The organism is Acidobacteriota bacterium (assembly GCA_016208495.1).
Taxonomy (GTDB): domain Bacteria; phylum Acidobacteriota; class Blastocatellia; order Chloracidobacteriales; family Chloracidobacteriaceae; genus JACQXX01.
The window spans coordinates 1-25,043 of the sequence record JACQXX010000093.1 but is presented as its reverse complement, the minus strand read 5'-3'; the positions used below and the strand labels follow the sequence as shown (position 1 = coordinate 25,043).

Below are 25,043 nucleotides of genomic sequence, written 5' to 3'. Positions count from 1 at the left end.
AAAGGAACATTTATGCCGGTTATTCAACATTCTGAGATTGAAACATTTGTGTTGCCGGGACTCCAGCACCAGACGCTTGCCGGACGTCCCCAGGGCGTTACGACGATGGAAACCTGGATGCAAACGATTGAACCGCAGGCGGGAACCCCAGTTCATCGCCACGACTGTGAGGAAGTGATTGTGGTTTTAAAAGGTTCTGGGATCGTTACAATTGATGGTCAAACCACTGACTTTGGTCCAAATTCAACTCTGATTGTACCGCCGAACGCGGTTCACCAACTGATCAATACCGGTCAAGAACCGATGTTTCTGGTGGCGACGCTCGGAATGTCCCCAGTTCGGGTTGAGACAGAAACCGGAGAAGTCATTCCACTTCCCTGGCAAGCCTGATGATTTTTCGGAGTGCGGCGGGCTTGCAAAACGGCGTCAAGCCGCCGCACTCCACATTTTTTCTATTCCACCGTCAGGCCATGGTCTTTGAGCTTTTGCTTCAGGCGTTCAAGTTCCTGCTCCTGCTCGGCAAGCTTGACCTGGAGCGCCTCCTTTTCAGCCCGTTCGTGTTCTTTCTCAGCCCGTTCGCGTTGGCGTTCGGCTTCGAGTTGGGCAAAGGTCAAAAACCGCTCTCCGTTGGGTTTAAAAATATGCAGGGTTTCCGGTGTCCGTTCAAACCGGATTCCCAATCGTGGACTGACCCATCCGCTCATCCCGGCAATGGGTTCCAGACGGTTTTCCATCCGCCGCCATCCCCAGAGCGTGTTTCGATGCGGAGAGTAAATGTAATATTCACTCACACCGTGCTCTTCATAAAATCCTTGTTTGTCCTGCATTTCTTCAAACGTATTGCCAGGCGAGAGAACTTCAAACACGACCTGCGGAGCAATATGACCTTCTTCCCATTGTTTGTAGGAACTTCGGTCACCTTTGGGTCGGCCAAGCGCCACGAGCACATCCGGCGCAACTTTCAGAAACGGGCTGCCTTCTATCGGATACCACAAGATATTCCCGCCGACAAAATCATCGGGAAGCATCACGTCGAGTCCTTCTTTAATCGTTACAATCCATTCAAATTGGAGCGTATTGTCCGCCATTGGTTGACCATCGCTTTCCGGATAATAAATTTCAGTTTGAATCAGTGGTTTGGCTGGTGTTGACATAAATTTTGAACCTGTTTGGATGTGGACTTTCAGAAAAACCGTTCATAACCCAACTATATCACAGCCGCAAGCCGTCAACGACCTGCCTCAATTCAGCCGCCGCGACGCGGCAAAAACCAGGACACAATGACAGGATGACAAGGTGACGGAGTAATAAGGTGTAAGGGCGCTGTTGCTCTGAACCGCGCCCGCTTCGAACACCCGGAACCCGGAACCCTAAAAAGTATTATCCGTCTGGATCGGTTTCCAGATCCGCTTGTTTCCCAACGACGGTGGTTTTGTCAGATTTATCCGCCGTACCAATCGTCACAGTCTCGGCCAGATGAATCAGTGAATTCCCCAGCGTTTCGGCTTCTTCAATCGCAGTATCGGCAATGCCTTGAGTTGTCCTGCCGGGGACTCGATTCAGTACATTGGCGGGAAGCATTTCAGCCAGTTGGCGCAGGCGGTGAGCCAGCTCTCTGGCATCCATCCGGTTCGTGGAATCTTTGGCCAGCGTTTGCTCAATCAAGGCTTCAACGACCTCTGGAATTTCAGGATCCGTCAACCGCAATGACGGAGGCGGTTGATTAAAGTGTGCCATCATCACCCCAACTATCCCCGACGGTCCGACGGGAAACGGCACTTTCCCATTGAGCATTTCATAAAACATCACACCGACGCTGTACACATCGGACCGCCCATCGTAGCCCTGGCCCAAAAACCGCTCAGGTGCCATATAGAGCGGCGTCCCCAGAAAGCCTCCGGTTTGGGTTAGTTTTTCCATTTCCCCGCCGGATTCATCGCCGACCATTTTGGCGATCCCGAAGTCCACCACTTTGACCACTTCACCTTCAATCGTCTGATTGAGAAAAATATTATCCGGCTTGATATCCCGGTGGATGATTTGCAACTGGTGGGCTTCGGCCAGGGCTTCGCAAATGGGAACCAGAATTTCAATACACTGCTGGATCGAAAACCGCGACTGACGACGCATGGCCTGGGCCAGCGTGCAGCCACGCAAAAATTCCATGACCAGATAGGCAATGCCTTCATCTGAAATTCCTGAATCAAGCACCCGAATTGCATTTGGATGGCTCAGTCTCGACGCCGAAATCCCTTCGCGTTTAAACCGTTCGACGGCTTTGGCGCTGTCATTCCCGTGAAGTGGTTTAAAAACCTTGACGGCAATCTGGAGGTTTAAGGTCAAATGGGTGGCGCGAAACACCACGCCAAATCCACCGGCGCCGATTTTGGTTTCCAGGCGGTATTTGCCATCAAGCACCGTTCCGGGCAATGCCTCGGCCAGGGCGGAGAAGATACGGTCGGCCTGCTGATGTGACGCCTCCAGCTCCTGATTCTTTTGTTCCAGTTGCTGATTCTGGTTTTCAAGTCGAGCTTTTTGCTGAGCCAGATTGGCTTTTTGCTCTTCGATCAAAGCCGTTCGCTGGACGATTTTGGATTCGAGGATTTCATTTTGCCGCTGGAGCGTTCGAATCCGAAAACGCACCCCACCCCACCCAAGTCCAAGGCTTCCAATAGCATACAAACAAATTGCCCACCACGTCCGCCACAGTGGCGTCGGCACTCGAATCGAAAGCACCGCCCCAGTCTCGTTCCAGATCCCATCCTGGTTGCAGGCAATGAGTCGAAACCGATAGTTCCCGGGCGGGATTTTGGTGTAATAGGCCGTCCGGCGGGTGCCGGCATCAACCCAGTTTTTGTCATACTCTTCCAGAATATATTTGAATTTGATTCGCTCGGGGACAATCAGGCTTAACCCGGTGTAGGTAAATTCAACCTGCTCCATGGTGTGAGGGATGGTCAATGTTTCGGCGACTGGGACCGGTCGGCCATCAACCAGGACCTGTTCAATCACCACTGGCGGAGGCTTCAGGTTTTTGGAAATCCGCTCCGGGTCAATCACTGACACACCGCGCAATGTCGGGAACCACAATTTTCCATCCCTGGTTTTCCAACCAGCAGGTTGAGTACCGCCGTTACATTGATTGGAATTTAACCCGTCGAGTTTGTCATACACAGTACAGCCAACTGAGGCGGCCTCACCGGTGAAAACCGCTTCAATCTCCGCCTTGGGAACCGAAAAAATCCCCCGGTTGCACGTCATCCAGAGATTGTGCCGGCCATCTTCCAGAATTTGGAAAATGGTATCGCTAAAGAGTCCCTGGCTGGTGGTCAGGCGGTTCAATATTCCTGGCCGCAGTCTGAGCAATCCGGCATCGGTCCCAATCCAGAGATTTCCAGCCTGATCTTCATGAAAGGCCCAGACTGAACTGGCCTGGCCTGAGGTATTTGGAAGCGGATATTTGGTTATTTTTCCATCTCGAATGCAATCAATCCCTCCGCCGTACATTCCGACCCACAACGTGCCCTGGCGGTCTTGATACAGTGACCGGATTTCATTGTCCTGCAATCCATTGGCGGTGGTGAAAACACTCAATTTTCCATCTTTCAGGAAAAATAATCCTTCAAACGAAGCAATCCACAGGCCGCCGTTTCGATCTTCACACAGTGCCGAAATAATATTACATTCAAACCCGCCAGGAAGAATCAACGGGGTAAATTTGCCATCCTTACGCCAGGCACACCCTTGCGAAGTCCCCACCCACAGCGTCCCATCCCGACATTGGACGATGGCCCGACCAATATCACCAGGCAAGCCATCCTGAGTGGAAAAAGTTTGAAATTCCCCGTTTTGATACCGACATACCCCGCCGCTGTCGGTTCCGATCCAGATGGCACCGTCCAGACCTTCATACACAGCCCGAATGCTGTCAGTACTTAGCCCTTCCTTGACCGTATAATTGACAAACTTTCCATCAGACAAACAGGTAACACCGCCACCGCCAGTACCAATCCAGATATTTCCTTCACGGTCTTCGAAAATATTTCGGATTCGGTCGTTGACCAACCCATTTTTGGTTGACAATGAACTGAGCCCTTTCTCAGTAAACCGAAAAACGCCCTCTCCCGATACCCCAAACCACACGCAGCCGTCACGGTCCCGGCAGATGGCATTGGCCCGCAGCCCAGACAGCTTCGGGTGCCGGGTACCCTGGGTTCGATTGGCATCAATGAGGATGACACCATCGGTTGTCCCGGCCCAGAGCGTGCCCGAAGGGTCTTCCGAAAGATAAAAAATTCGTTTGGACAGAAGCTCATCCGCAAACGGAATCAGTCGAAGACCATCTGAGCTTAACCGATTCAACCCTTTGTCGGTGCCAACCCAAAAGGCGCCTGAATGATCAGTCCAAAACGACGTTACCAGATTGCTTTTCAAGCCTTGAGCTTCAGTGAACCCGGTGACCTGGCCATTCCGATAGCGGTGTAAACCGCCATCAGTGCCAATCCAGAGACTGTGGTCTGGGCCTTCGGCAAGCGTTCGGATAAAATTATTCAGCAACCCATCAGCACTGCCGATGTGGGTAAATCGCCCGTTTTCGTAGCAATACAGGCCGCTTCCAAGGGTCCCAATCCAGAGTCGGTTTTGGCTGTCAACAAATAATCGCCAGACGTGATTGGATTGAAATTCAGGGGTATTGCTCCGATCAAAAACGGTAAACCGAACGCCATCAAACCGGACCAGACCTTCATAGGTCCCAAACCAGAGATATCCGTCAGCGGTTTGGGCAATGGCATTGACCGAGTTTTGGGGCAATTCGTCCTGCCATGTTTTGATCACATACTGAGTGATGGCTTTGTCGGGATTGATCCCCAGAACCGATGGGGGAAAGAGCAAAAACCCCAGGAGAAACCATCCCCAGACGGAAATTCTTTTTCTGGCGGAGTGGTTAAAGCAATCCATACGATGCGGATTCACCTCCAGTCCCCAAGGTAATGCCTGATTGACAGTGTTCCCGTGAGTTGCACGCCGATGGTTTCGAAAATGGATGGAAGGTTGAGTGAAATCACTGGTGAGGGTAGCAGGATGTGCCCCAGCCTTCAATAACCAGGGTGACAGAGTGACAAGGTGACAAGGTGACAAGGTGACCAACTGACAAGGTGAAAAGGTGATTTCTTTCATCCCTCATCCCTCATCCCTCATCCCTCATCCCTCATCCCCATAAGCGCCAGGATAAGGATTTCAGGCCCGCAGGGTCGTTGTGTAATAGCCGTGGTGCCGAAGCCCACGGTCACGGCCAGGGCAAGATCCACCCCCGTACAAGATCGTCGTTCAATGCCACCGGAAAGGACACGGAGGTTTTTATCCTGGCGCTCATGCCCGTTATCTCCTTGTCTCCTTGTCTTCTTGTCCAGGTCGGATGTTGTTCCCTTATCCTGGCACGTATGACCCTCAATGGGTTCACTCCTGGTCTGATGACGGCTGGATATCGAGATGGTTTGCCATTGGGGTTCCGGTGGGGACGTCGGAAATGGTTGAAAACTGAAGACTCACCGTGGGCATGTTGGTGTTTTCTGTCGTGGTGCCTGGTCGAACAACAATGGTGAGTTCCTGGGAAGATTCGAGAGTGCGAACCGTTTTTAAAAATTGCTCGCCAAACTCCTTCGCTTGAGGTCGTTTTTCCGGGTTTTTCTCAAGGGCTGACATCACGATTGCTTCAATATCGGGTGGCAGATCAACAAAGAACTGTCTCAAGGGGGGCGGTGTTTGTTTGAGGTGAGCCATCACAATCCCGATTAACCCTTTAGATCCAGGGTCAAACGGGGTCTTCCCGGTCAACATTTCATAGACCATGATGCCCACACTGTAGACATCAGACCGGCCATCATAGGGTTTTCGCTCCAGCCGTTCGGGCGCCATATAGAGCGGCGTCCCAACCAGCCCGCCAGTCGCCGTGAGATGGGCCATCTCTTCATCAGTGTCTTCGCTCAGCATTTTGGCGATTCCAAAATCAAGCACCTTGACAATTTCCCCAGTGGGCGTCTGGTTCAGGAACACATTTTCGGGTTTGATATCGCGATGAATAATTCCCAATCGGTGGGCTTCCGCAAGTGCTTCACAGATCTGGGCCGTGATTTCAGCACATCGGTGCAACGGTAACAGATGGTGTTTTCTGATTTCATCTGCCAGGGTGTGACCTTGAAGCAATTCCATGACCAGATAGGCGATCCCTTCGCTGGAAATACCTGAATCCAGGACGTGAATGGCATTGAGGTGATTGAGGCGCGAGGTCGAAATGCCTTCTTGTCTGAAACGTTCGATGGCATCGGCACTGTCGTTTCCGGGTTTGGGCTTAAACACTTTGACCGCCACCAACCGATTGAGTTGGAGATGTGTGGCCTGAAACACGGCGCCAAACCCGCCCGCCCCGATTTTTTCGTCAAGGCGATATTTCCCATCCAGAACCGTCCCGGGCAAGGCTTCCGCCAGGGCGGAAAAGATCCGATCCGCCTGTTGTTGAGAAGCAATCAATTCTTCGTTTTTTCGCTCAAGTTCTTTGTTTTTGCGATCCAACACCGCATTTTGCTCAGCCAGTTTGGCGGCGGCTCGGGCTTCAATCTGAATCGCTTCGGCTTTTGCCTGGGCACTTTGGGCCTGGGCTTCCGCCGTTTCAGCTCGTAATCGGGCTTCCTGCAATCGGACGCGGGCCTGGACCCGATTGACCTGGAAGCGATACCCGCCAAAAACCGCCAGACTGGTCAATACCAGATAAAAACCGTACGCCCACCAGGTTTTCCAGGGCGGCGGAATCACTCGCAGCCGAACTTTGACCCCGGTTTCATTCCACACCCCATCGTTGTTTGAACCTTTGACCCAAAACACATAGTCGCCTGGTTCCAGGTTGGTGTAGCTGGCATAGCGGCGATCACCACAAAAAATCCAGTCCTTATCAAATCCGACAAGCCGGTAGGCGTACTGATTTTTTTCTGGAAGTGTGTAATTCAGGGCTGCAAATTCAAACGCAATAAGATTTTCAAAATAGCGGAGTTCGATCACATTTTGGGCATTCGAGCTATTGATCTGACGATCAAGCTTGCGAAAACTGGTAATGACAATCGGCGGGATAAATGGGTTATCCTGAATCGTTTCCGGGTGAAATACATTAAACCCGTTGATGCCGCCAAAGAACATTTCCCCCTGGGCATTTTGAAAACAGGTGCCGGTATTGAACTCATTGCTTTGCAACCCGTCACGGAGGTCATAATTGTGACAGGCATGCGTAACCGTGTGAAATTTGCACAAGCCATTATTGGTACTGAGCCACAAATTCCCCGCCCAGTCTTCAAGAATGCCGTAAATAACATTATTCGGAAGCCCATCGGCAATGGTAAAGGCTGTAAACGTTTTGGTTTCACGGTCAAACCGGTTGAGTCCGCTGTCGGTGCCGACCCACAACACACCCGCCCGGTCCTCGTAGAGAGCCCGAATGCTGCTGCTGTTAATGCTTTTGGAATCTCCCGCCGTGGGCTGAAAGCGGGTGAAAACAGCGGTTTGGGGATCGTAGCAATTTAAGCCGGAATCCGAGGTCCCAATCCATACCAGTCCCCGTTTGTCTTCATAAAGAGCCAGAATGTCATTGCTGCTCAACCCCTGTGGATTTTGGGGATCAACTGGGAATCGGGTAAAAATACCTGTGTCCGGGTCAAGATAATTAAGGCCGCCGCCAGACGTGCCAACCCAGACTCCACCTTTTCGGCTGGGGCACAGGGCCACGACCGTATTGTGGCTGAGCGTCGTGGGGGTATTGGGGTCCGAGGTGTAAACAAGTGCCGTTTCCGATTTTCGGTTAAAGCGGTTCAGTCCTCCACCCAAAGTTCCAATCCAGAGGTCACCACTTTTATCCGGGCAAATCGCCCAGATGCGGTTACTGCTCAAGCTGTTCGGTTGATTTGGCAGACTGGTGAAATGTCGAATCTGACCGGTGGTGCGGTCCAGCCGATCCAATCCACCACCATTGGTCCCAATCCAGACGATCCCTTCGGCGTCTGAATACAGGCTGCGAACACCATTGTGGCCTAAGCTTTGGGGGCTCTGAGGATCATGGAAATAGTGGACAAACGTCCGGGTGTTTTGATCCAGTCGGTTGACACCACCGCCCAGCGTGCCGACCCAGAGTGAGCCAGCCTGGTCTTCATACAGTGAGCGAACATCATTGTGGCTGAGGCTCAATGGATTTCTCGGATCATTCACAAACCGGGAAAAAGTTTGACTGGCTGGGTCAAACCGGTTTAACCCGGTGTCGGTTCCAATCCAGAGCCTTCCTTTTTGATCCAGGAGCAAGGCGCGAACACTGTTATTGCTTAAACTAAGTATGTTGCCTGGGTCATGTGCAAAGGAAGTGACGGTCCCCGTGACCCGGTCTACCTGAAAAAGTCCCTGACCTGCCGTCCCAACCCACAGGAAGCCAGCTTGATCTTCAAGTATCATCCGAATCTGGCTCTTGATCCCCCCAAATGGATTTTGAGGCTGTGTCGGATACCGAATGAAGTTTCCGGTCGTTGGGTCAAACCGGTTGAGTTCTCCCTGATCTGTACCAACCCAAATCACACCTGCCCGGTCACAAAACAAAGCCGAGATTTGGTTACTGCTCAGGCTACTGGAATTTTGGGGATTATTTTGAAAGCGTTTGAATCCGGTTTCGGACTCAAGCCAGTTCAGTCCCTGATCCGCGGTACCGATCCATAATCTTCCGGAGTGATCTTCACAAATCGCCGAAATACGATTGCTGCTCAGGCTGGTTGGATCCTGTGGCCGATTCAAAAATCGAGTAAAGGTACCGGTTGCCGAGTCAAATCGGTTGAGCCCATGGTTGGTGCCGACCCACAGTCTCCGGGATTGATCCTGAAACAGAGTAACGACTCGATTGCTGCTCAGGCTGGTCGAGTTTTGCGGATCGTGGCGATACACCAGGAAATGGTATCCATCATGGCGATTCAGTCCATCCTGGGTTCCAAACCAGAGAAACCCATCTTGATCCTGCCAGATACAGAGAACCGAGCTTTGCGAAAGCCCTTGCTCGATTGAGAGGGTATGGAATTTGATTTGCGCTGTGGGCGGTGTGGCCAAAACGTGGCACGACCCCAGGCCCAATCCCAGGACCAGGAGCAGAAAGCTCAAGCTCAGCCTCAATATTCGCGCAAACATCATTTGATTTTTCAGGAAGAAATGGAGTCAGGTGGCGGGGAATTGACTTAAGTGAGGGACAGTATAGGGTTACGTGAAATTTTCGCAAGTTTCCGACGTCCTATTTTTGAGACAACTCCAGCAGTTTATTGCGGTTGAATTCTCAGGCGGGGAGAAACCTGAATGAGTCAACCCTCAATTGCGGAGACTGGTCTTCACTCTCTTTGTCTGCTTCAATACAGTGAACATCTGACAAAAACCGGAAGCTGCCAAAATCGTGGTTCAGGCCATTTCAGGACTGTGGGGAACTATGGATAAACGCAAATTTGAGCGGTACTTAAAGACCAAATCAAAAAAAGAACTGATGGAGGAAATCATTCAACTTTCAAACGAATATGACACGGTCCAGGAGCATTTTGAGGCAAAAATGCAGGCCGATGCGATTGTTCGCCAACTGAAGAAGTATAAAAAAGCCATCAGTGAAGTGTTCAAGGTTCAATCAGTGACCGACCTCCCAAATCTGGAACTTGTTCAAGACGTCATCATGAGGTTCCGGAAATCAGCCCAGGCCCCTGAGTACATTGCCGAACTGATGGTGTATGCCCTGGAGGAAAGTGTCAAATTTGCTCGAAAGTTCCGGCCCACGGATGAGACCTTCACTGAAAAACTTGAACATTTATATCAAGATACCCTGTCTTTTGTGGAAAACCAGGGGATTGGCAACCATGTTGCAGCCCGATTGAAAACGATTGTCCTGGAGCTCTCGGGTTTGTTTTTTCGGTGGGATTATTTTATTCCAGCCTCAATTGCAAAATATTTCACGCGCAGTGAATTGAAAGAGATTGGACCGAAGAAAAAGGCTAAACCAAAAAAGCCAAAGCGGGGATGAAGCAGAGATAGGGGTTAGGGGTTTTCGGAAGGGATGAGGGATGAGGGATGAGGGATGAGGGATGAAAGAAATCACCTTGTCACCTTGTCAGTTGGTCACCTTGTCACCTTGTCACCTTGTCAGGATTCGCGGTTCGGGATTTTCGAATTTATGTCCTTTTCGTCGGGATGAGGGATGAGGGATGAAAGAAATCACCTTGTCACCTTGTCAGTTGGTCACATTGTCAGGATTCGCGGTTCGGGATTTTCGAATTTATGTCCTTTTCGTCCTTTTCGTCCCTTTTGTCTTTTCCCTGAACCCTGAACCCCAAACCCCAAACCCCAAACCCCAAACCCTGAACCCCAAACCCCAAACCCCAAACCCTGAACCCCAAACCCCGAACCCTGAACCCTGCCTCAGATTCCCTCCATAAATGACTTGAGCTTGCGGCTGCGCGAAGGGTGGCGCAATTTGCGCAACGCTTTCGCTTCAATTTGACGAATGCGTTCACGGGTGACGGCAAAATGTTTGCCGACTTCTTCGAGGGTATGCTCTGAACCGCCGGGATCAAGTCCAAATCGCATCTTGATGACCTTTTCTTCACGGGGTGTGAGCGTTTTCAACAGGTCATCAATCGTATCGCGCAGTTTCACCAGCGTCAGCGTTTCAGCCGGGTTGACAATCGTCCGGTCCTCGATAAAGTCGCCCAAATGTGAGTCATCTTCTTCACCAATCGGGGTTTCCAGACTGATGGGCTGCTGGGCGATTTTCATGATTTTGCGCACTTTGGAAAGTTCAATCTCCATGCGCTGGGCGATTTCTTCGGGTGATGGTTCGCGCCCCAGTTCCTGAACCATCAGCCGCGAGGTTTTCACCAGCTTGTTGATGGTCTCGATCATATGCACCGGAATGCGAATTGTCCGGGCCTGGTCGGCAATCGCACGGGTAATCGCCTGTCGAATCCACCAGGTGGCATAGGTTGAGAACTTATATCCTCGCTGGTACTCAAATTTGTCCACGGCTTTCATCAGTCCCAGATTGCCTTCCTGGATCAAATCCAGAAAGGCCAGCCCCCGGTTGGTATATTTTTTGGCAATTGACACCACCAGCCGCAGGTTGGCTTCGATGAGTTCTCGTTTGGCATAACTGGCTGTTTGTTCACCACTGAGTGCGGCCTGATAGGTTCGTTCAATTTCAAGGGCACTGGAATGGTGGGTTTCTTCCAGGGCAGCGAGTTTGCGTTCAACTGTCCGGAGCCGTTTTCGAAGCCCTTTTTCATCGCCGCTTTCGGCCAGTTCTTCGACCTGTTGCTGGAGCGAACCAATTTCAAGCCGGGTTCGGCGGACTTCATGCGCCGTTTTGGCCAGCCGAGCCAGCAACAGTTCCAGAATATGTTGGGTAAACTCGACCCCGCGAATCATTTTTGCCAGTTGAACTCGCGCCCGTGTATAGCGCCGTTTGAGCGGAACGAGCACCGCCGGTTTTCTTCCCGCTTCTAAAAAAGCCTTGCGTAAGGTGAGGACTTCAAAAAAGGCGGCTTGAATTTCGGCAATGGATTTCAGGGTTTTGCCAAGCAAGGAATCACTGTCAATCTCAGAAGCTTGAGACGGCGGCGCGATCACAACTTCTTCTTCAGCTTTAAGTTGAAGCGGTTCTGGTTCGACCAACGGTTCATCGAGATCTTCTTCACCAGACTCATCATCATCTTCAGCGACCAGTTCGACTTCCACTTCTTTCAAGGTCGGTTCCGGTGTCTCGGGTTTGGCCTCCAATTCGGCTTCGACTTCTGATTCATCAAACAATTCGGTTTCTGGAACTGCAATCACATCGCGGATCGAAAGCTGGCGGGCTTCGAGTTGTTCACCAATCGAAATCACCTCTTCCGCCACGATCAACGAGCGCGACAGATTGCGTCGGAATCGAATGCCGCCTTGTTCAATCCGTTTGGCAATCGCGACTTCGCCTTCACGCGTGAGCAGGGGGACAATTGACATCTCTCGCAAATAGGTGCGCAGCGGATCATTGAGCCGGTCGGCACCCGCTGACAGGTCCAGTCCCTCGGCTTCCTCTTCCTCATATTCCTCAAGTTTCTTTTCATCAATCAGGTCTGAGCCAAATTTATCCGCGGCATCTGCCTCACCAAACCGAATACCTTTGGCACTGAGCACATCAAACAGGGCTTCAATTTCCTCGGCGGAATTGATCTCAGGCGGCAGTAACTGGTTCAGTTCATCATAGGAGAGATAGTCTTTCCGCTTCCCTTCAAGGAGTTTATCGAGATCATCCTGATAGTTTTCGTGAATGGACATAACGTGTTTTGATAAGTGCCCAGGTGTTGGTAGTTGGGTGAATGACTGTTTGATTACGCAGTCGTCCTGGCATCAAGTGAACCGTCTGAACTTTTCAAGCTGCCGGGTGAGTTCGAGTTTTTGCATGGCAAAATGAGCCGCCTGTTCATGGTCTCCAGCTCGACTGGAACGCTCGATTTGACTTTGAAGTTGTGCCAGAGCCTGTTCCAAATACTGACGCTCTAACGCCAGGACCGAATTTTCAAGGATTTCAAACGTCTTCTGAAAAGATTCTTCATCGGTTGGTGTTTCGGTTTCGAGAAAGAGTTCAGCTAAGAGTGATTCCACCTGTTCGTCCAGCAATGAGGCCGGATCTTCAGTGATTGAAGGGGCTTCAGGGTCGAAAAAGGGAAGTTCGGTTGAAGTATCTGGTGAACGTTCTTCGCGTTGAAATTGTGTGAGAATAGCGCGTAGCGCGTCATAGTCAATGGCAAGAGATCGTTGATGGGCTTCCCGGACGGCCCGCAGGAATTTTTCACCCATCGGTGTGGTTGAAATTTGAGTGCCGGCCAGTCGTTGCATGCCCCAATCACAGAGTTCCGGCATTGCCAGCAGTGACGAAATCAACCGCCGTTCCACTGGTTTCAGCGAGGCTTGTTGTTCAATCCGGCGTTGGGTCGTGGCAATGGTGGTTTGTTGCCCGGAGGCCGCTTTTTTGAGTTCGTCCCGCAGCAATCGGTCATCAATCTTGAGCCGGTCAGCAAACAATTCGGTATAAATCGCCCGCTCAATCGGCTCCTGAATCCGCCCCAGATAGGGCAGCACCCGATTAATCACGTTGACCTTTCCAATCGGACGCGACGTGTCGAACTCCAGACTGCCCTGATCAATCAAATATTCGATGAATTGTTGTGAGCTTTTTAATTGAGTTCGGTAGGCCGCCCCGCCAAACGTCCGTACATAGGTATCCGGGTCATACTTGACATCGGTATATGGCAGCAGAAGCACATTCACCTTAAACCCTTGTTCCAGAAAGATTTCAATCGAGCGGCGGGTTGCCGCCTGACCGGCCTGATCCGGGTCGAAATTGATGATGACCCGTGGTGAATCCATAAACCGTCGGATCAACCGCACCTGATTTTCAGTCAAAGCCGTCCCCAGCGTGGCCACGACGTTGCGAATTCCCTCCTGAAACGGAAGGGCAAAATCAAAGTAGCCTTCAACCACCACGGCAAATCCAGTCCGTCGAACGTGTTCCCTGGCCAGTGACAGCCCGTACAGGAAATTGCCCTTGGTGTAAACCACGGTTTCTGGGGAATTGAGGTATTTTGGCTCGCCGTCACCTAAAATTCGCCCGCCAAAAGCGACGATTCGACCCTGGGTGTCAATGATGGGAAATATCAGCCGACCCCGAAACCGATCATAATGACCATTTCCAGATTCCTTGACGGTCACCAGTCCGCTTTTTTCGATTTCACCGACGGTGGCGCCCCGACTCTTCAAGTACCCACTCAGTGCATCCCACCGATCCGGGGCAAAGCCTAGCCGGAGCAAGCCGCGAGTTTCGGCTGAAATGGTTCGCTCGGTGAGATAGTCAAGGGCAATTTTTCCTTCAGGCCGGGTTAACTGGGCTTCAAAAAACTGGCAGGCCCATTCGTTTAATTCCAGGAGGCGTTCGCGCTCCAGTTCAGCTTCGCGGGCCTGGGGCGTGAACTCACGTTCCGGCAACGGAATGCCGCATTTCTGAGCCACGATCTTGAGGGCTTCGGGAAAGGGAACATGTTCGATATTCATCACAAACGAGAACACATTCCCCGCCACCCCACAGCCAAAGCATTTAAACAGTTGCTTTCCAGGATGGACATTAAAGCTGGGGGTTTTTTCCTGATGAAACGGGCAGCAGGCAATGTAGGCCGCCCCACGCTTTTTGAGCGCGACATAATCCGCAACCACCCGAACGATATCGGCTTGCGAGCGGACTTCATCAACAACATGTTGCGGATAGGACATTGCGGCACCCCTGGAATTGGTTTGTCAGTACCACCTGCGTCAGCGGGTGGGCCAGGAGTGATCCCCAATCCACCCACTGACGCGGGTGGTACTGACATTATTCGGCTGCTTCATCTTCGGTTGGTTCACCGGTGGCGATATTGGGTTCGGTCAGGGGTAGTTCAACGGTCATGGGGCAATGGTCTGAGATGCGTTCCCTGGTGACGTCATTGATTTCGGCCATTGTCCGAGGAAAATGAGGTGCAAATTTATAGGGCTGAGCTCCATCCCGAGGTGATTTTGAGTAGGCTTTCACAAACACCCAGTCCAGCTTATACCGTCCAGCCGGACCAATCGTGCGTTCGACGGCAAACGTCGTGGTAAAGCCTTTCCCTCCTCGCTGGTTTGAATTGGCGAGTGTCCCTTTGCGGCCATCCACGGTTCGATCTGAATTCCCTCGAAAATCAAAGGCATAGCCATCGTCAAAACGAAACCCTTCAAGCATTTCAAAGAATTTGACTTCGGGATTGGGTGCGACCACTGGAATATGTCGCGCGGTTGGATCGTGCTGATTTTTCAGAAAATTGATGCCGCCAGTGACGACATCCCACACCAGACCAACGCCGGTGGCATATTTGATTCCCTGAACGGTCCAAAATTGTTTACTGCCGAGGCGCTTGGTGATTTCACGTTTGATCGAAGTCGGTGTTCCATCGCTCAAGGTGGTGTTCATATCGCCAGCCAGAACCACCGGGTTGGAGATTGATTTTACCGTTTCGAGCACGGCCTGGAGTTGTTTTTGCCGTCCATCGGGTTTGCACTTATTTTCGGTATGAAGCGCCAGCACGGTCAGGGTTTTTTCCGCCAGTTCTGGTACTTCCAGGTCAACCCGGAGCAGGTTACGTCCGCCACGCCGAATTTCGCGCAGGACTTTTTCCAAAAAGATCTTATCAAGCGCCTGCCGTTTGGCCTTTTCAGGCAAGGAAACGGTCTTTTGTTCTTCTTTAAACCAGTCATAGGCGACCGGCAACCGCAGAATGCTGGCATTCAGGATCGGGAAGCGGGCCAGGACTGCTGTCCCGTGCATTCCAAGGAACCGTTTTTTATCAACCGCGATTTCCTTTTTGAGTTGGGCGCGATCCGCATCCGGCAAGCCTTCGAATTCTTCAGTTCCGACCTGAACCGGGTCAATTTCAAGAAATTCGATCCCGTAGGCATAATTCATGTTGAGGGCTGTGGCCAGTTCTTTGGCGACGTTGCGATAGTCGGTTCGCTTGACGCCCCAATCCAGTTCGTTGAGAACCAGCACATCGGCGTCCTGCAGGAGTCTGGCCTGATCAATGGCGGCCTGGTATTCCTTGCCGCCGACCGGATATTTTTCAAGATCAATCCATTTGGCGAAACTTTCAGGCCCGGAAAGAGCCGCCACCACCAGGTCGAAGTTTAAGCCACGTTCGATATTCCATTCGGCCACCCGCAGAACTTTGCCTACTTTGGGGTCGGTTGGAAATCGGGGCTGAGGAGTGGCGCCATTCCAGATAAATGGCGTTTTGAGCAGGCGGTCCATTTTGGCCTGCAACCCTGGCGACAACCGTTTGTTTACCTCACTCAATTTGATGAGTTCAGAGTAGGTCAGCGTCGCTGGTCCACCGCTCGGGGCATACTTTGTCGTGACCTTTGTCGTGACTGCTGGGGGTGCCGTGCTCCGGGGTGCCGGTTTTTGGATGTCCGGTTCGGACGTGCTTGCCTGGATTGAACGCACCAGATTCGTTGAAAAAGTCAAGAAAAGAGCCAATACCGCCACCGAAGCTGCGACCCGCAGCCGATTTTGAAAACGCATAAAAAATTGAATCCAGATTGAAATGGTAAAGTGAGGGAGTTGTTGAATTGAAGAAAAAAGAGGGCTTGAGTGCAAGAGCAAATTCCAAAAACCGGTGGCGTGAAGCACAAACCGGGGTGAAATAACTCAAATACTCAAGCCCTGGGTGGGGTGAAAATCAAATGAAGAATGAAGAATGAAGAATTATGAAAAGTGATTCAGGTTGAACCACACCGGTTGGATTGGTTCATAATTCAAAATTCATCCTTCCTACCTTATTGGCAAAGTTCTTTGCCCGGTTTGAAGCGGATGGTTTTGCCGGGTGGAATGTCGGTGACTTCACCGGTACGCGGGTTGCGCCCGATGCCACGCTTGCGGGGTTTGACAACAAACACGCCAAAGCCGCGCAGTTCGATGCGTTCACCTTCCTTCATGGCTTTCTTCATGGTTTCAAGCAGTGCTTCAACAGCAATTTCTGCTTTGGTTTTTGGGACGCCAGTTTTATCGGCAACACGATTGACGATGTCGAGCTTGATCACGGATCCTCCATCAAGATTCGAAAAATTGAAGACCTATTGAGGTTATTTGTTTATGTTGAGTAGATGAAGCAAGCCCGAAGAGTATGTGGTAACCGAATATCTGTCAAGTAGTTGCAGGGAGCTACCGGTTAAAAAAAAGCGGAAAACCAGAACGGAAAAAGGAATTTTTGGTTTTGGTACACTTTTTGGTCGGCCTGACACCCACCCTCACAGCCGTTTCAGACTGGTCTCATCAAACAGACCTTTGTCCCAAGGGCATGATATTGGCCCGGTCCAAAACGGAGAGGGGGAAGCGGCATAAGCGCCTGGATAAGGTTTTTAGCCCGGCACGGGCGTCGCGGAATAGCTGTGGTGTGAAGCCCACGGTCACGGCCAAGACGAGACCCAAGCCTGGCAAGGGCGATGTTAATACCATTTTGGAATGATCCTATCGTATTAATAAGAGGTTAAGTTATTGATAGAATTGTATTTCCCTTAGTACAAGTCCTCATAAATAGGGGATGGAATTTCGGTGATTCCGAATTGGCTTTCGCCCGGATGGGCGCTGGAACAGGCGTCGTGAGCCAGCAGCCGAAAATTCCACGAAAACCGGGACCCTCCCCATTGAGTGGCCGAATTTCATCCCTCTTTTATGGTGACTTGTACTTAAGTACCTTGTCATAAGTTTTCTGAGATATTGGATTTGGTAAGTGTTTGATTTTTTTCGTGTATTTCGTGTGTTTCGTGGTTCAAAATGTCTGGAAATTTTCGGTAAGGTACTTAGCCCTTAGCCCGATACCCTCAGCCCTAAATGGTATAAAATCACCTCGAAATCACAGTTTTTTCCTTATCTTGGCGCTTATGGGGGAACAGGTGACTTTTTTATCTTTTGATTTCAGCCCGCCTTCTTCAGCTCTAAAGCGGCCTCCACTCACCCGATTGAATAAAACTTGCCCAGTAAAAAGGATGTCGCCGCCGTGGGTCTTTGAGCATTTTGATCTGGGTGTGACGCAGGGCTTCGGAACGGCCTTCCCCGGCTTTGAGGCGGGTGTAGTATTCAGCCATCAATTCTCGTGTTCCGAGATCCGAGACTGGCCAGAGGCTGATCATTTGCGCGGCGCTCCCAGACAGCACCAGGGCCCGGCGCATTCCATAAACACCATCACCGGTTTTGACTTCGCCCACGCCGGTGTCGCAGGCTGAAAGCACCACCAGTTTTGTGCCCCATAAATCAAGCTGAGCCGCTTCCAGCGCGGTCAGAATGCCGTTGTTGGTTTCCCCGCCGCGATTGGCACCCGCAAAAAACAAACATGACCGAAGCAGCGGGTTTTCAACGCTCAGGGTTCCAGGTACGAGCGAGCGATTTTGGCCGGCGCCCCGTTCAACCTCACCTGAAGCTGGTTTTTGAACATCTTTGAGAAAATAGCCGTGGGTGGCGATATGCAAGAGTTCGGGCCGATGCACATTTTTGACCACATCCGTGGTGGCATCAGCCTGGAGCACCAGCCGGGTATCGGCAAATAATTTCTGGATTGCCAGCCCTTCCCGGCCAGTTCCAGGAAGCGGCGATAATGGATTGACCGACTGGCCAGCTACCTTTGGTCCAGTTCCGACGGCATAATCTGGATTGGCCACGACGAGCGGGGGTTGCTGGGAAGGAAGTTTTGTCTGTAAGCGCAGCAAATCGCGCCCGCTGGTCAGATAAGTAATCAGGTAGTCTTCGACCAGGAATTTCCCGCGTTCCGTCACCAGTGCCGCAAAGGGAATGAGATTCAGGTCGCCATCTGGTGAAATCAGCAACCGGGTTTGGGCGCCGATCAGCTTGCGGACCGGTGCCAGAATCAACTGGTCTATGACTCGGGCCTTGACCATCACCGTTTCCGAAGTCTGAGGAGTTCCAGTCACATTGATCAAATTTCGCCGGTCGCCAAGCGTCATTTTTGAATTGCGCAACGCCTGCCGCAGTTGGGCAATCGCCGCATCTATCGGTTCGGTTTCCCCTAAATCGGCACTCTTGATCACGCCCTGGCTGGTCAACACATAGACACCGTAATGCGGAGCGCCATAGGTTTGGGTTTTGGCGTCATACAGACGATAGACGGCAAATTCCACCAGTGCGGCGTCGGCTGGAATGAGTTGCTGCACGGCTTCAACCGTCACAGGTCTGGTTTGGACGGCAAATTCAACACTCCGGCGGCTGATATCGTTTTCCAGTTTCTCTTTCTGGACTTCAAGCTTCTTGATATATGCCTGATGCTCTTCAGGTTTATTTTTCCCAGGGCCTTTCAGAGTCAGTGTCGAAATCTGGCTGGTCAAGTTTGCATACTCATCGAGCAAGGTCTGGGTTTCAGGATCGCTCTGACGACGCAAGGTGGCAAACGTTTCGGCCATCGCATCCAACGCCCGGCCTTTGCGCCGAAGCACAACCGTCATTGCAGCTCGAAGTGCTTCCTGGTTGCCTGGATCAACCTCAGCCTGCAGAGAAAGCGTGGAATCCAAAAACCCACTCGTTTTCCTTAAATACAGTACTTTTTGTCGCTCAGAGCCGGAAATAAGATTGCGTTTCAGGTCTCGTTCAATCGTCTCATTGGATCGAACTAGATAGTTGAGCGCTTCCGTTGTGTTCCCTTTCGCCCAGGAAATTCCAGCCAGCTTCCCAAGTGTTTGCGCGACATCTGGATGATCTGGCCCCAGAGCCTTTTCCAGGATACCAAGCGCACGCTCAAAGAGCGGCTCCGCTTTTTCGTCTCCCTTTTTCTGGTAGATACTGCCCAGATTGCTGAGCGTGCCGGCAACTTCGATGTGATCGGGTCCGAGTGCTTTTTCAAGAATACTCAGGCTTTGCTGGTACAGGCGCTCTGCCGCCTCAGTGTCATCAATATCGTCGTAATGACCAGCCAGGTTTCGTAACGCCAGACCGACATTCGGATGGTCAGGGCCAAAGGTTTTTTCCCAAATCGCCAGCGCCCGTTTCAGGTACGGCTCCGCTTTGGAAAACTCACCGCTTTCATCATAGAGCACCGCCAGGTTATTGAGGCTGACGGCAACGTTGGTATTTTCCGACCCAAGGGCTTTTTCATTGATCTCCAACACCCGGCGGTACAATGGCTCAGCACTCGCAAAATCACCTTTCTCTTTGTAAAGGACAGCCAGGTTGTTGAGCGTTTGCCCAAGATCGGGATGATTGGGTCCAAGTACTTTTTCCCGGATGGCTGCCCCCTTCAAAAACAGATTTTCGGCTTTGGGATACTCCCCTTTTTCAAAATAGACCATGGCCAGATTGCTATAGGCCAGACCAAGGTCAGGATGAGTGGGTGGTAAAGTTTTTTCCTTGATGAGCAACGCCTGCTGATACAACTGTTCAGCCTGGGTCAAGTCACCTTTGTCTCTGTACACCATTGCCAGATTGTTCAGGATCGAGACAACCCGTGGGTGGGTGGGGCCGAGTGTTTTTTCCTGACTCGCAAGACAGCGTCGAAAAAGTGTTTCCGCCTGCTCATAGTTACCATTTCCCCAGGAAACAATGGCGAGATTGGCCACGAGAACCAGGGTCTCTGAATGGTCTGGCCCAAGTGCTTTTTCCCGTATGGTCAGCGCCCGGCGCAGGAGCGGCTCAGCTTTCGCAAATTCAAACTGGTTGAGATACATGTGAGCCAGATTGTTGAGCGTGGTCGCAACTTCCAGATGGTCTGGCCCCAGGTTTTTTTCTCGATTCGCGATTGCCCGCTGATAGAGCGGTTCCGCCCGCTGGTATTCGCCTTTGAACTGGTACAACTGAGCCAGATTGTTGAGATAGGTGGCGGTTTGCAGGTGATCAGGTCCCAATACTTTTTCACTGATGGTCAAATTTTTGACGAGCAACGGCTCAGCTTTGGCGAAGTCGCGCTGGTTTGAATACATCAACCCCAACCGATTGCGGGTCTCAATTGCTTCTGGGTCATCATCTCCCAATACTTTTTCACGTGCAGCCAGGGCTCGTTCGAGCAACAGTTTCGCCTGCTCAACTTTTTTGAGGGTTTGATAGAGGGCACCTAACCCATTGAGACTTTCAATGGTTTCCAGATGTTCCGCCCCCCGGAGTTTTTCACGGATGGCCAGACATTGCTGAAAAAGTGTCTCAGCCCTTGCGGTATCTCCCTTAAACCAGTGCGAAATGGCCAGTGAGTTGAGGCAGGTAGCGGCTTGAACTGATTCGGCGCCGAAAACCTGCCCAGCTCTCTCAGTTGCTGACTGTGCCACGGCCAGAGCTTCATCAAGTTTTCCATCATTGAGGAACGTTTCAACCTGAGCCAGCCGGTCATTGATCTCAATCTGGACCTGATCCTGGGCGGTGGCCACGCGGAGTGCTTCGAGTTTGATCTCATACTTTCCGGCGAGCGCATTTTTTTCAACCGGTTCGACTTCAAGCCGATAGGTGCCTGCCTTGTCAGTGATCAAAGTCAGGGACTCGGGCCCCTTTGTTCCAGCGGATTTGTTGGCTTCACCGGCGTTTTTCCCATCCGGTCCAATCAGCCGAACCACGACATTGATTCCTTGCTGTTTCACCTCAACATCAAGAAAAAAACCGGCTTTCAGCTTCAATGGATAGACATGGGTTTCCCCACCTTTGAATTCACGTTCCAGTGTCTGGCCAGTCGCCAGGGTCTGGAAAACCGGGTTCCGGGTTGACGTCGGACAAATTGCCGTCACCTTAAAGCTCGCCCTGGTGTCTGATGGTAGAGAAAGAAATTGGACCAGTCCCAAACTCAGAAGACTTGCCACCATCACCGCTCGGATGTTTTTCCCCATTGACTACACCTCTCATGATTTTTCTATTCGCTACTCCGTGGGCTGGAACACCACGGCTATTACCTGACGACCCTGCGGGCCCTAAATCCGTGGGCTTCGTGCCACGGCTATTATACAGCGACCCTGCGGGCCTAAATCGCTTATTTTTCTGACTACTCGCTACCTCGCTATTTCGCTACTTCGCTCTAACGGTCTCCATTCCCCTGATTGGATAAAACTTGCCCAGTAAAATGGATGCCGCCGCCGTGGGTTTTTCAGAAATTCCAGCCGCACCTGACGGAGTGCCGCTGACCGACCAGCACCGTTTTTGAGCAACTGGTAATATCGAATCATCAAATCTTGCGTCCCGGTATCCGAAACCGGCCACAGGCTGACCATCTGGCTTTCGGACCCGGCCAGCACCAGTGCGCGCCGTAGTCCATACACCCCATCGCCGTTTTTAACATCGCCCACACCAGTGTCGCAGGCAGAGAGCACAACCAGTTTGGTGCCCCACAAATTAAGCGTTGCGGTTTCCAGCGCCGTCAGGATGCCGTCGCTCGTTTCGTCACTGGCTTTGTTGGCGCCAGCCAAAAACAGGCAAGACCGCAGCAACGGGTTTTCCTGGTTGGCTGATTTCACTTCGACGAAGCGCTTAGTGGGTTTTGACATCTGATCAGACTCAGCAGCGACCACTGGTTCGGGTTCAACATCGGTAAAAAAGTACCCGTGGGTACCGATATGCAAAAATTCTGGTCGCCTGGCCTGGGCCACCACGGTTTCAGCCGCCTGATCGTTGAGATACACCATCGCTTTGGGAAACAGAGCCTTGAGTTGCTTCGCCTCGGAAGCAGTACCCGCCAGTCGGTTTAATCGGGAAAACTGGTGCCCCAGTAGATGTGGGCCTGAGCCGTCGGCATAGTCCGGGTTTGCGACCACCAGCGGAGGCTGTTCACTCTGGATTCCGTTTTGCAGCCGGAGCAGATCACGCCCGCTCGTCAGATAGGAAAACTCGTAACCCTCGACCAGGTAAGTGCCTTTTTCAGTGACCAATGCGTCAAAGGGCACCAGGTTGAGCACTCCATCTGGCGACAACAGCACCCGCCTGGTTGGGCCAAGCACTTTTCGGAGCGGCTCGAAAATCAAGGCTTCCAGCTTCCGCCCCAGAACTTTGACACCTTGTGTCTCGGCTTCCTGCCCGGCGTGCCTCCTGCCCGGAGCGACATCCGGGCTCAACCGGGTGCGGACCACCTGCCGGAAAGCATTGACGGCTTCCTCAATCGGTTTTGCTTCACCAAGGTCAACCCAGTGCAGGGCTCCAGGTTCCGGGTTCCGGGTTCCGGGTTTCACTTTGTCAGGTGGGGATTGTTTCGTTTGAGTTTGCCTTCGCCCAGCAAATCTTAAGTCTTCGCTTGAATTGAATTCAGGGCCGGAACCCGATGGCTTTAACACATAGGCCACGTACCGAACATTTTCAGCCTTACCGGTTCTTGGGTCATAGGGCCGGTAAACGGCATATTCGACCAGACTGGCATCTGCCGGAATCAGCTTTTGAACATTTTCGAGCGTGATCGGAGTGATTTGGGTCTTAAATTCTACACTACGACGACTGATCTCCGCTTCGAGCTTTTCTTTTTGCGCTTCCAGTGACTGCAAGTCGGCAAAATGGTCTGGGGAGTTTTTTTTGCCTGGACCTCGGAGCGTCAGGACTGAAATCTGGTTAACAAGACTCGCATAGCCATCCAGTAGTTTTTGTATCTCGGGATCACTTTGATTCCGCAATCCGGCTATGGCACTGGCCATGGCATCAAGGACCCGCCCTTTACGACGCAGAATCACCATCAAGGCAGCCTTGATGGCGGCTGAGTCACCCGGTGCGGCCTGGACATGCAAAGAGATTGTTTGATCCGTGTATGCTCTCGTTTTTTTCAGATATAGCATTTTTTGGTTTTCAGACCCAGCCACGAGATTCCGGATCAGGTCGTGCTCAGTTGTTTCGTTACTACGGATTTGATATTGAATGGCTTGAGTCATGTTGCCGACCGCCCAGTAGAGCAAGGCCAGGCTGTTCAGACAAAGTGCAACATCCGGGTGATCAGAGCCGAGCGTTTTCTCACGAATCGCCAGCGCACGTTGATAGAGCAACTCAGCTTTTGTGAATCCGCCTTGAGAAACATACAGTCCAGCCAGATTGTAGAGAGTAGTCGCGACAAGTGGGTGGTCAGGGCCCACCGCTTTCTCCAAAATGATCAGTGCTTGCTGGAAGAGTGGCTCAGCTTTTGCCATGTCACCATTGACTTTGTAAATCACGGCCAGGTTATTCAGACAGTTGGCAACCGCCGGGTGACTTGGCCCGAGTGCTTTTTCCTGGATCGCCAGAGAGCGCCGGTACAATTGCTCGGCGCTTCCAAAGTCGCCTTTGATCCCATAGATTGCTGCCAGATTATTGAGGCTGTAAGCGATGATGAGGTGGTCAGGACCCAAGATTTTCTCCTGGATTGCCAGCGCCTGGCGGTACAGTGGTTCAACCCTCGCATAGTCGCCTTTGGCCTGGTAAAGCCCTGCCAGGTTATTCAGGCTGTTGGCAACCGCCGGGTGGTCAGGTCCCAATGCTTTCTCACGGATTGCCAGGGAACGCTGAAAAAGCGGCTCGGCTTGTGCATAGTCGCCTTTGGCCTGGTAAAGCCCTGCCAGGTTGTCGAGATTGGAAGCGACCAAAGAATACTCTGGTCCAAAGACTTTTTGACTCTTTTCCAATGCCTGTTGGATAAGCGGAAGCGCCTGATCATACTTTCCGGCCAGTCGAAGCTGGTCACTTTCCAAAACGAGCTTTTGGATCTCAACCTGCGCGCGATCCTGGTCCGTAGCAACCCGCATCGCCTCAATTTTGATCTCATACTTTCCTGGCTGAGCCTTTTTATTTAGGGATTCAATTTCCAGAATGTAGTTTCCAGCCTGGTCAACGATCAGGGAAAGTAACTCCGAGCCGTTGGTACCGTTGGGGCTGTCGGCTTCCTGAACGGGGTTTCCATCCAGGCCAAGCAGACGCACGACGACATCAATGCCTTTTTGCTCAACCAGCACCCTCAGAAAACTGTTGGAGTTGAGTTCGAGCGGATACTGGTGCTTCTCCCCAGGGTTCAGGGATTGAACACCAGGGCTTGGGGCTGAAGACTTGGGGCTGAAGACGTGGGGTTGAGGGTTCTGGGTTAAAATGGGAGGAGTTCCGATTGAATGGCTACTCGCCTGAGTGACTGGCAAGAAGTGAAGTGTCGGAGCAACCACACAACTTGCGAGACTCAACACGATGATTATTCTGATTTTTTTCATCATTGCCGCCCCTCCCTGATTTTTTATGGCTTTATATTATCGCAATCTTCGGGGTGCAAAACCAAAAACCTACACGTGAAAGAGAGTCTTCAGCCCCAATCCCTAACTACAAGTCCCCATAAATAGGGGATGGAATTTCGGTGATTCCGAATTGGCTTTCGCCCGGATGGGCGCCGGACAATAGCCGGTGGTTTGCCGCTTTGGGCACACCACCGGAGCGTCGGTCCGCAGTGGTTTGCGCCCGGATGGGCGCTGGAAGCTGGGTTGATCTCGTTTTTCGTGGA

Annotated in this window: 12 protein-coding genes; 2 read left to right on the top strand and 10 right to left on the bottom strand. The window is 51.7% G+C overall.

Annotated elements, in window-relative coordinates; genetic code table 11:
- Window positions 1–12 precede the first annotated feature (12 nt).
- Window positions 13–390: a cupin domain-containing protein gene (locus HY774_19360; GenBank protein ID MBI4750649.1), complete on the top strand. Its 378-nt coding sequence runs from the start codon at window positions 13–15 to the stop codon at window positions 388–390.
- 62 nt (window positions 391–452) lie between these two features.
- Here HY774_19360 and HY774_19355 read toward each other — a convergent pair whose 3' ends face one another.
- From HY774_19355 to HY774_19345, 3 genes are all read right to left on the bottom strand, one after another.
- Complete coding sequence (locus HY774_19355) at window positions 453–1,154, bottom strand: Uma2 family endonuclease (GenBank protein ID MBI4750648.1); 702 nt, start codon at window positions 1,152–1,154, stop codon at window positions 453–455.
- 226 nt (window positions 1,155–1,380) lie between these two features.
- A complete protein-coding gene (locus HY774_19350; protein ID MBI4750647.1) occupies window positions 1,381–4,959 on the bottom strand; it encodes a protein kinase in 3,579 nt (1,192 codons plus the stop codon).
- Window positions 4,960–5,457: 498 nt separating this feature from the next.
- Entirely contained in the window at window positions 5,458–9,174 is a 3,717-nt protein-coding gene (locus tag HY774_19345) for a protein kinase (GenBank protein MBI4750646.1), read from the bottom strand.
- 316 nt (window positions 9,175–9,490) lie between these two features.
- On the opposite strand from HY774_19345, the gene HY774_19340 reads away from it, so the two are divergent.
- A complete protein-coding gene (locus HY774_19340) occupies window positions 9,491–10,069 on the top strand; it encodes a hypothetical protein (GenBank protein MBI4750645.1) in 579 nt (192 codons plus the stop codon).
- Between the two features lie 395 nt (window positions 10,070–10,464).
- On the opposite strand, the gene rpoD is transcribed toward HY774_19340, so the two are convergent.
- The 7 genes from rpoD to HY774_19305 form a co-directional block, all read right to left on the bottom strand.
- Complete coding sequence (gene rpoD, locus HY774_19335; GenBank protein MBI4750644.1) at window positions 10,465–12,357, bottom strand: RNA polymerase sigma factor RpoD; 1,893 nt, start codon at window positions 12,355–12,357, stop codon at window positions 10,465–10,467.
- Between the two features lie 72 nt (window positions 12,358–12,429).
- On the bottom strand, window positions 12,430–14,346 hold the full coding sequence (locus tag HY774_19330; GenBank protein MBI4750643.1) for a DNA primase: 1,917 nt from the start codon (window positions 14,344–14,346) through the stop codon (window positions 12,430–12,432).
- 97 nt (window positions 14,347–14,443) lie between these two features.
- Window positions 14,444–16,165: a hypothetical protein gene (locus tag HY774_19325; GenBank protein ID MBI4750642.1), complete on the bottom strand. Its 1,722-nt coding sequence runs from the start codon at window positions 16,163–16,165 to the stop codon at window positions 14,444–14,446.
- A gap of 254 nt (window positions 16,166–16,419) precedes the next feature.
- Complete coding sequence (locus HY774_19320) at window positions 16,420–16,683, bottom strand: integration host factor subunit beta (GenBank protein ID MBI4750641.1); 264 nt, start codon at window positions 16,681–16,683, stop codon at window positions 16,420–16,422.
- An 894-nt stretch (window positions 16,684–17,577) separates the two neighbouring features.
- Entirely contained in the window at window positions 17,578–21,450 is a 3,873-nt protein-coding gene (locus HY774_19315) for a tetratricopeptide repeat protein (GenBank protein MBI4750640.1), read from the bottom strand.
- 159 nt (window positions 21,451–21,609) lie between these two features.
- The gene (locus HY774_19310; protein ID MBI4750639.1) at window positions 21,610–24,762 is read right to left on the bottom strand and encodes a tetratricopeptide repeat protein; all 3,153 of its coding nucleotides are present in this window, start codon (window positions 24,760–24,762) and stop codon (window positions 21,610–21,612) included.
- 99 nt (window positions 24,763–24,861) lie between these two features.
- On the bottom strand, window positions 24,862–25,043 hold a 182-nt coding region (locus HY774_19305), incomplete at its 5' end, for a hypothetical protein (GenBank protein ID MBI4750638.1).

Bases quoted from the DNA above. Each gene is read 5' to 3' on its own strand.
- HY774_19360 (MBI4750649.1), top strand. From the start codon at position 13: ATGCCGGTTATTCAACATTCTGAGATTGAAACATTTGTGTTGCCGGGA.
- HY774_19355 (MBI4750648.1), bottom strand. From the start codon at position 1,154: ATGTCAACACCAGCCAAACCACTGATTCAAACTGAAATTTATTATCCG.
- HY774_19350 (MBI4750647.1), bottom strand. From the start codon at position 4,959: ATGGATTGCTTTAACCACTCCGCCAGAAAAAGAATTTCCGTCTGGGGA.
- HY774_19340 (MBI4750645.1), top strand. From the start codon at position 9,491: ATGGATAAACGCAAATTTGAGCGGTACTTAAAGACCAAATCAAAAAAA.
- rpoD (MBI4750644.1), bottom strand. From the start codon at position 12,357: ATGTCCATTCACGAAAACTATCAGGATGATCTCGATAAACTCCTTGAA.
- HY774_19330 (MBI4750643.1), bottom strand. From the start codon at position 14,346: ATGTCCTATCCGCAACATGTTGTTGATGAAGTCCGCTCGCAAGCCGAT.
- HY774_19325 (MBI4750642.1), bottom strand. From the start codon at position 16,165: ATGCGTTTTCAAAATCGGCTGCGGGTCGCAGCTTCGGTGGCGGTATTG.
- HY774_19315 (MBI4750640.1), bottom strand. From the start codon at position 21,450: ATGGGGAAAAACATCCGAGCGGTGATGGTGGCAAGTCTTCTGAGTTTG.
- HY774_19310 (MBI4750639.1), bottom strand. From the start codon at position 24,762: ATGATGAAAAAAATCAGAATAATCATCGTGTTGAGTCTCGCAAGTTGT.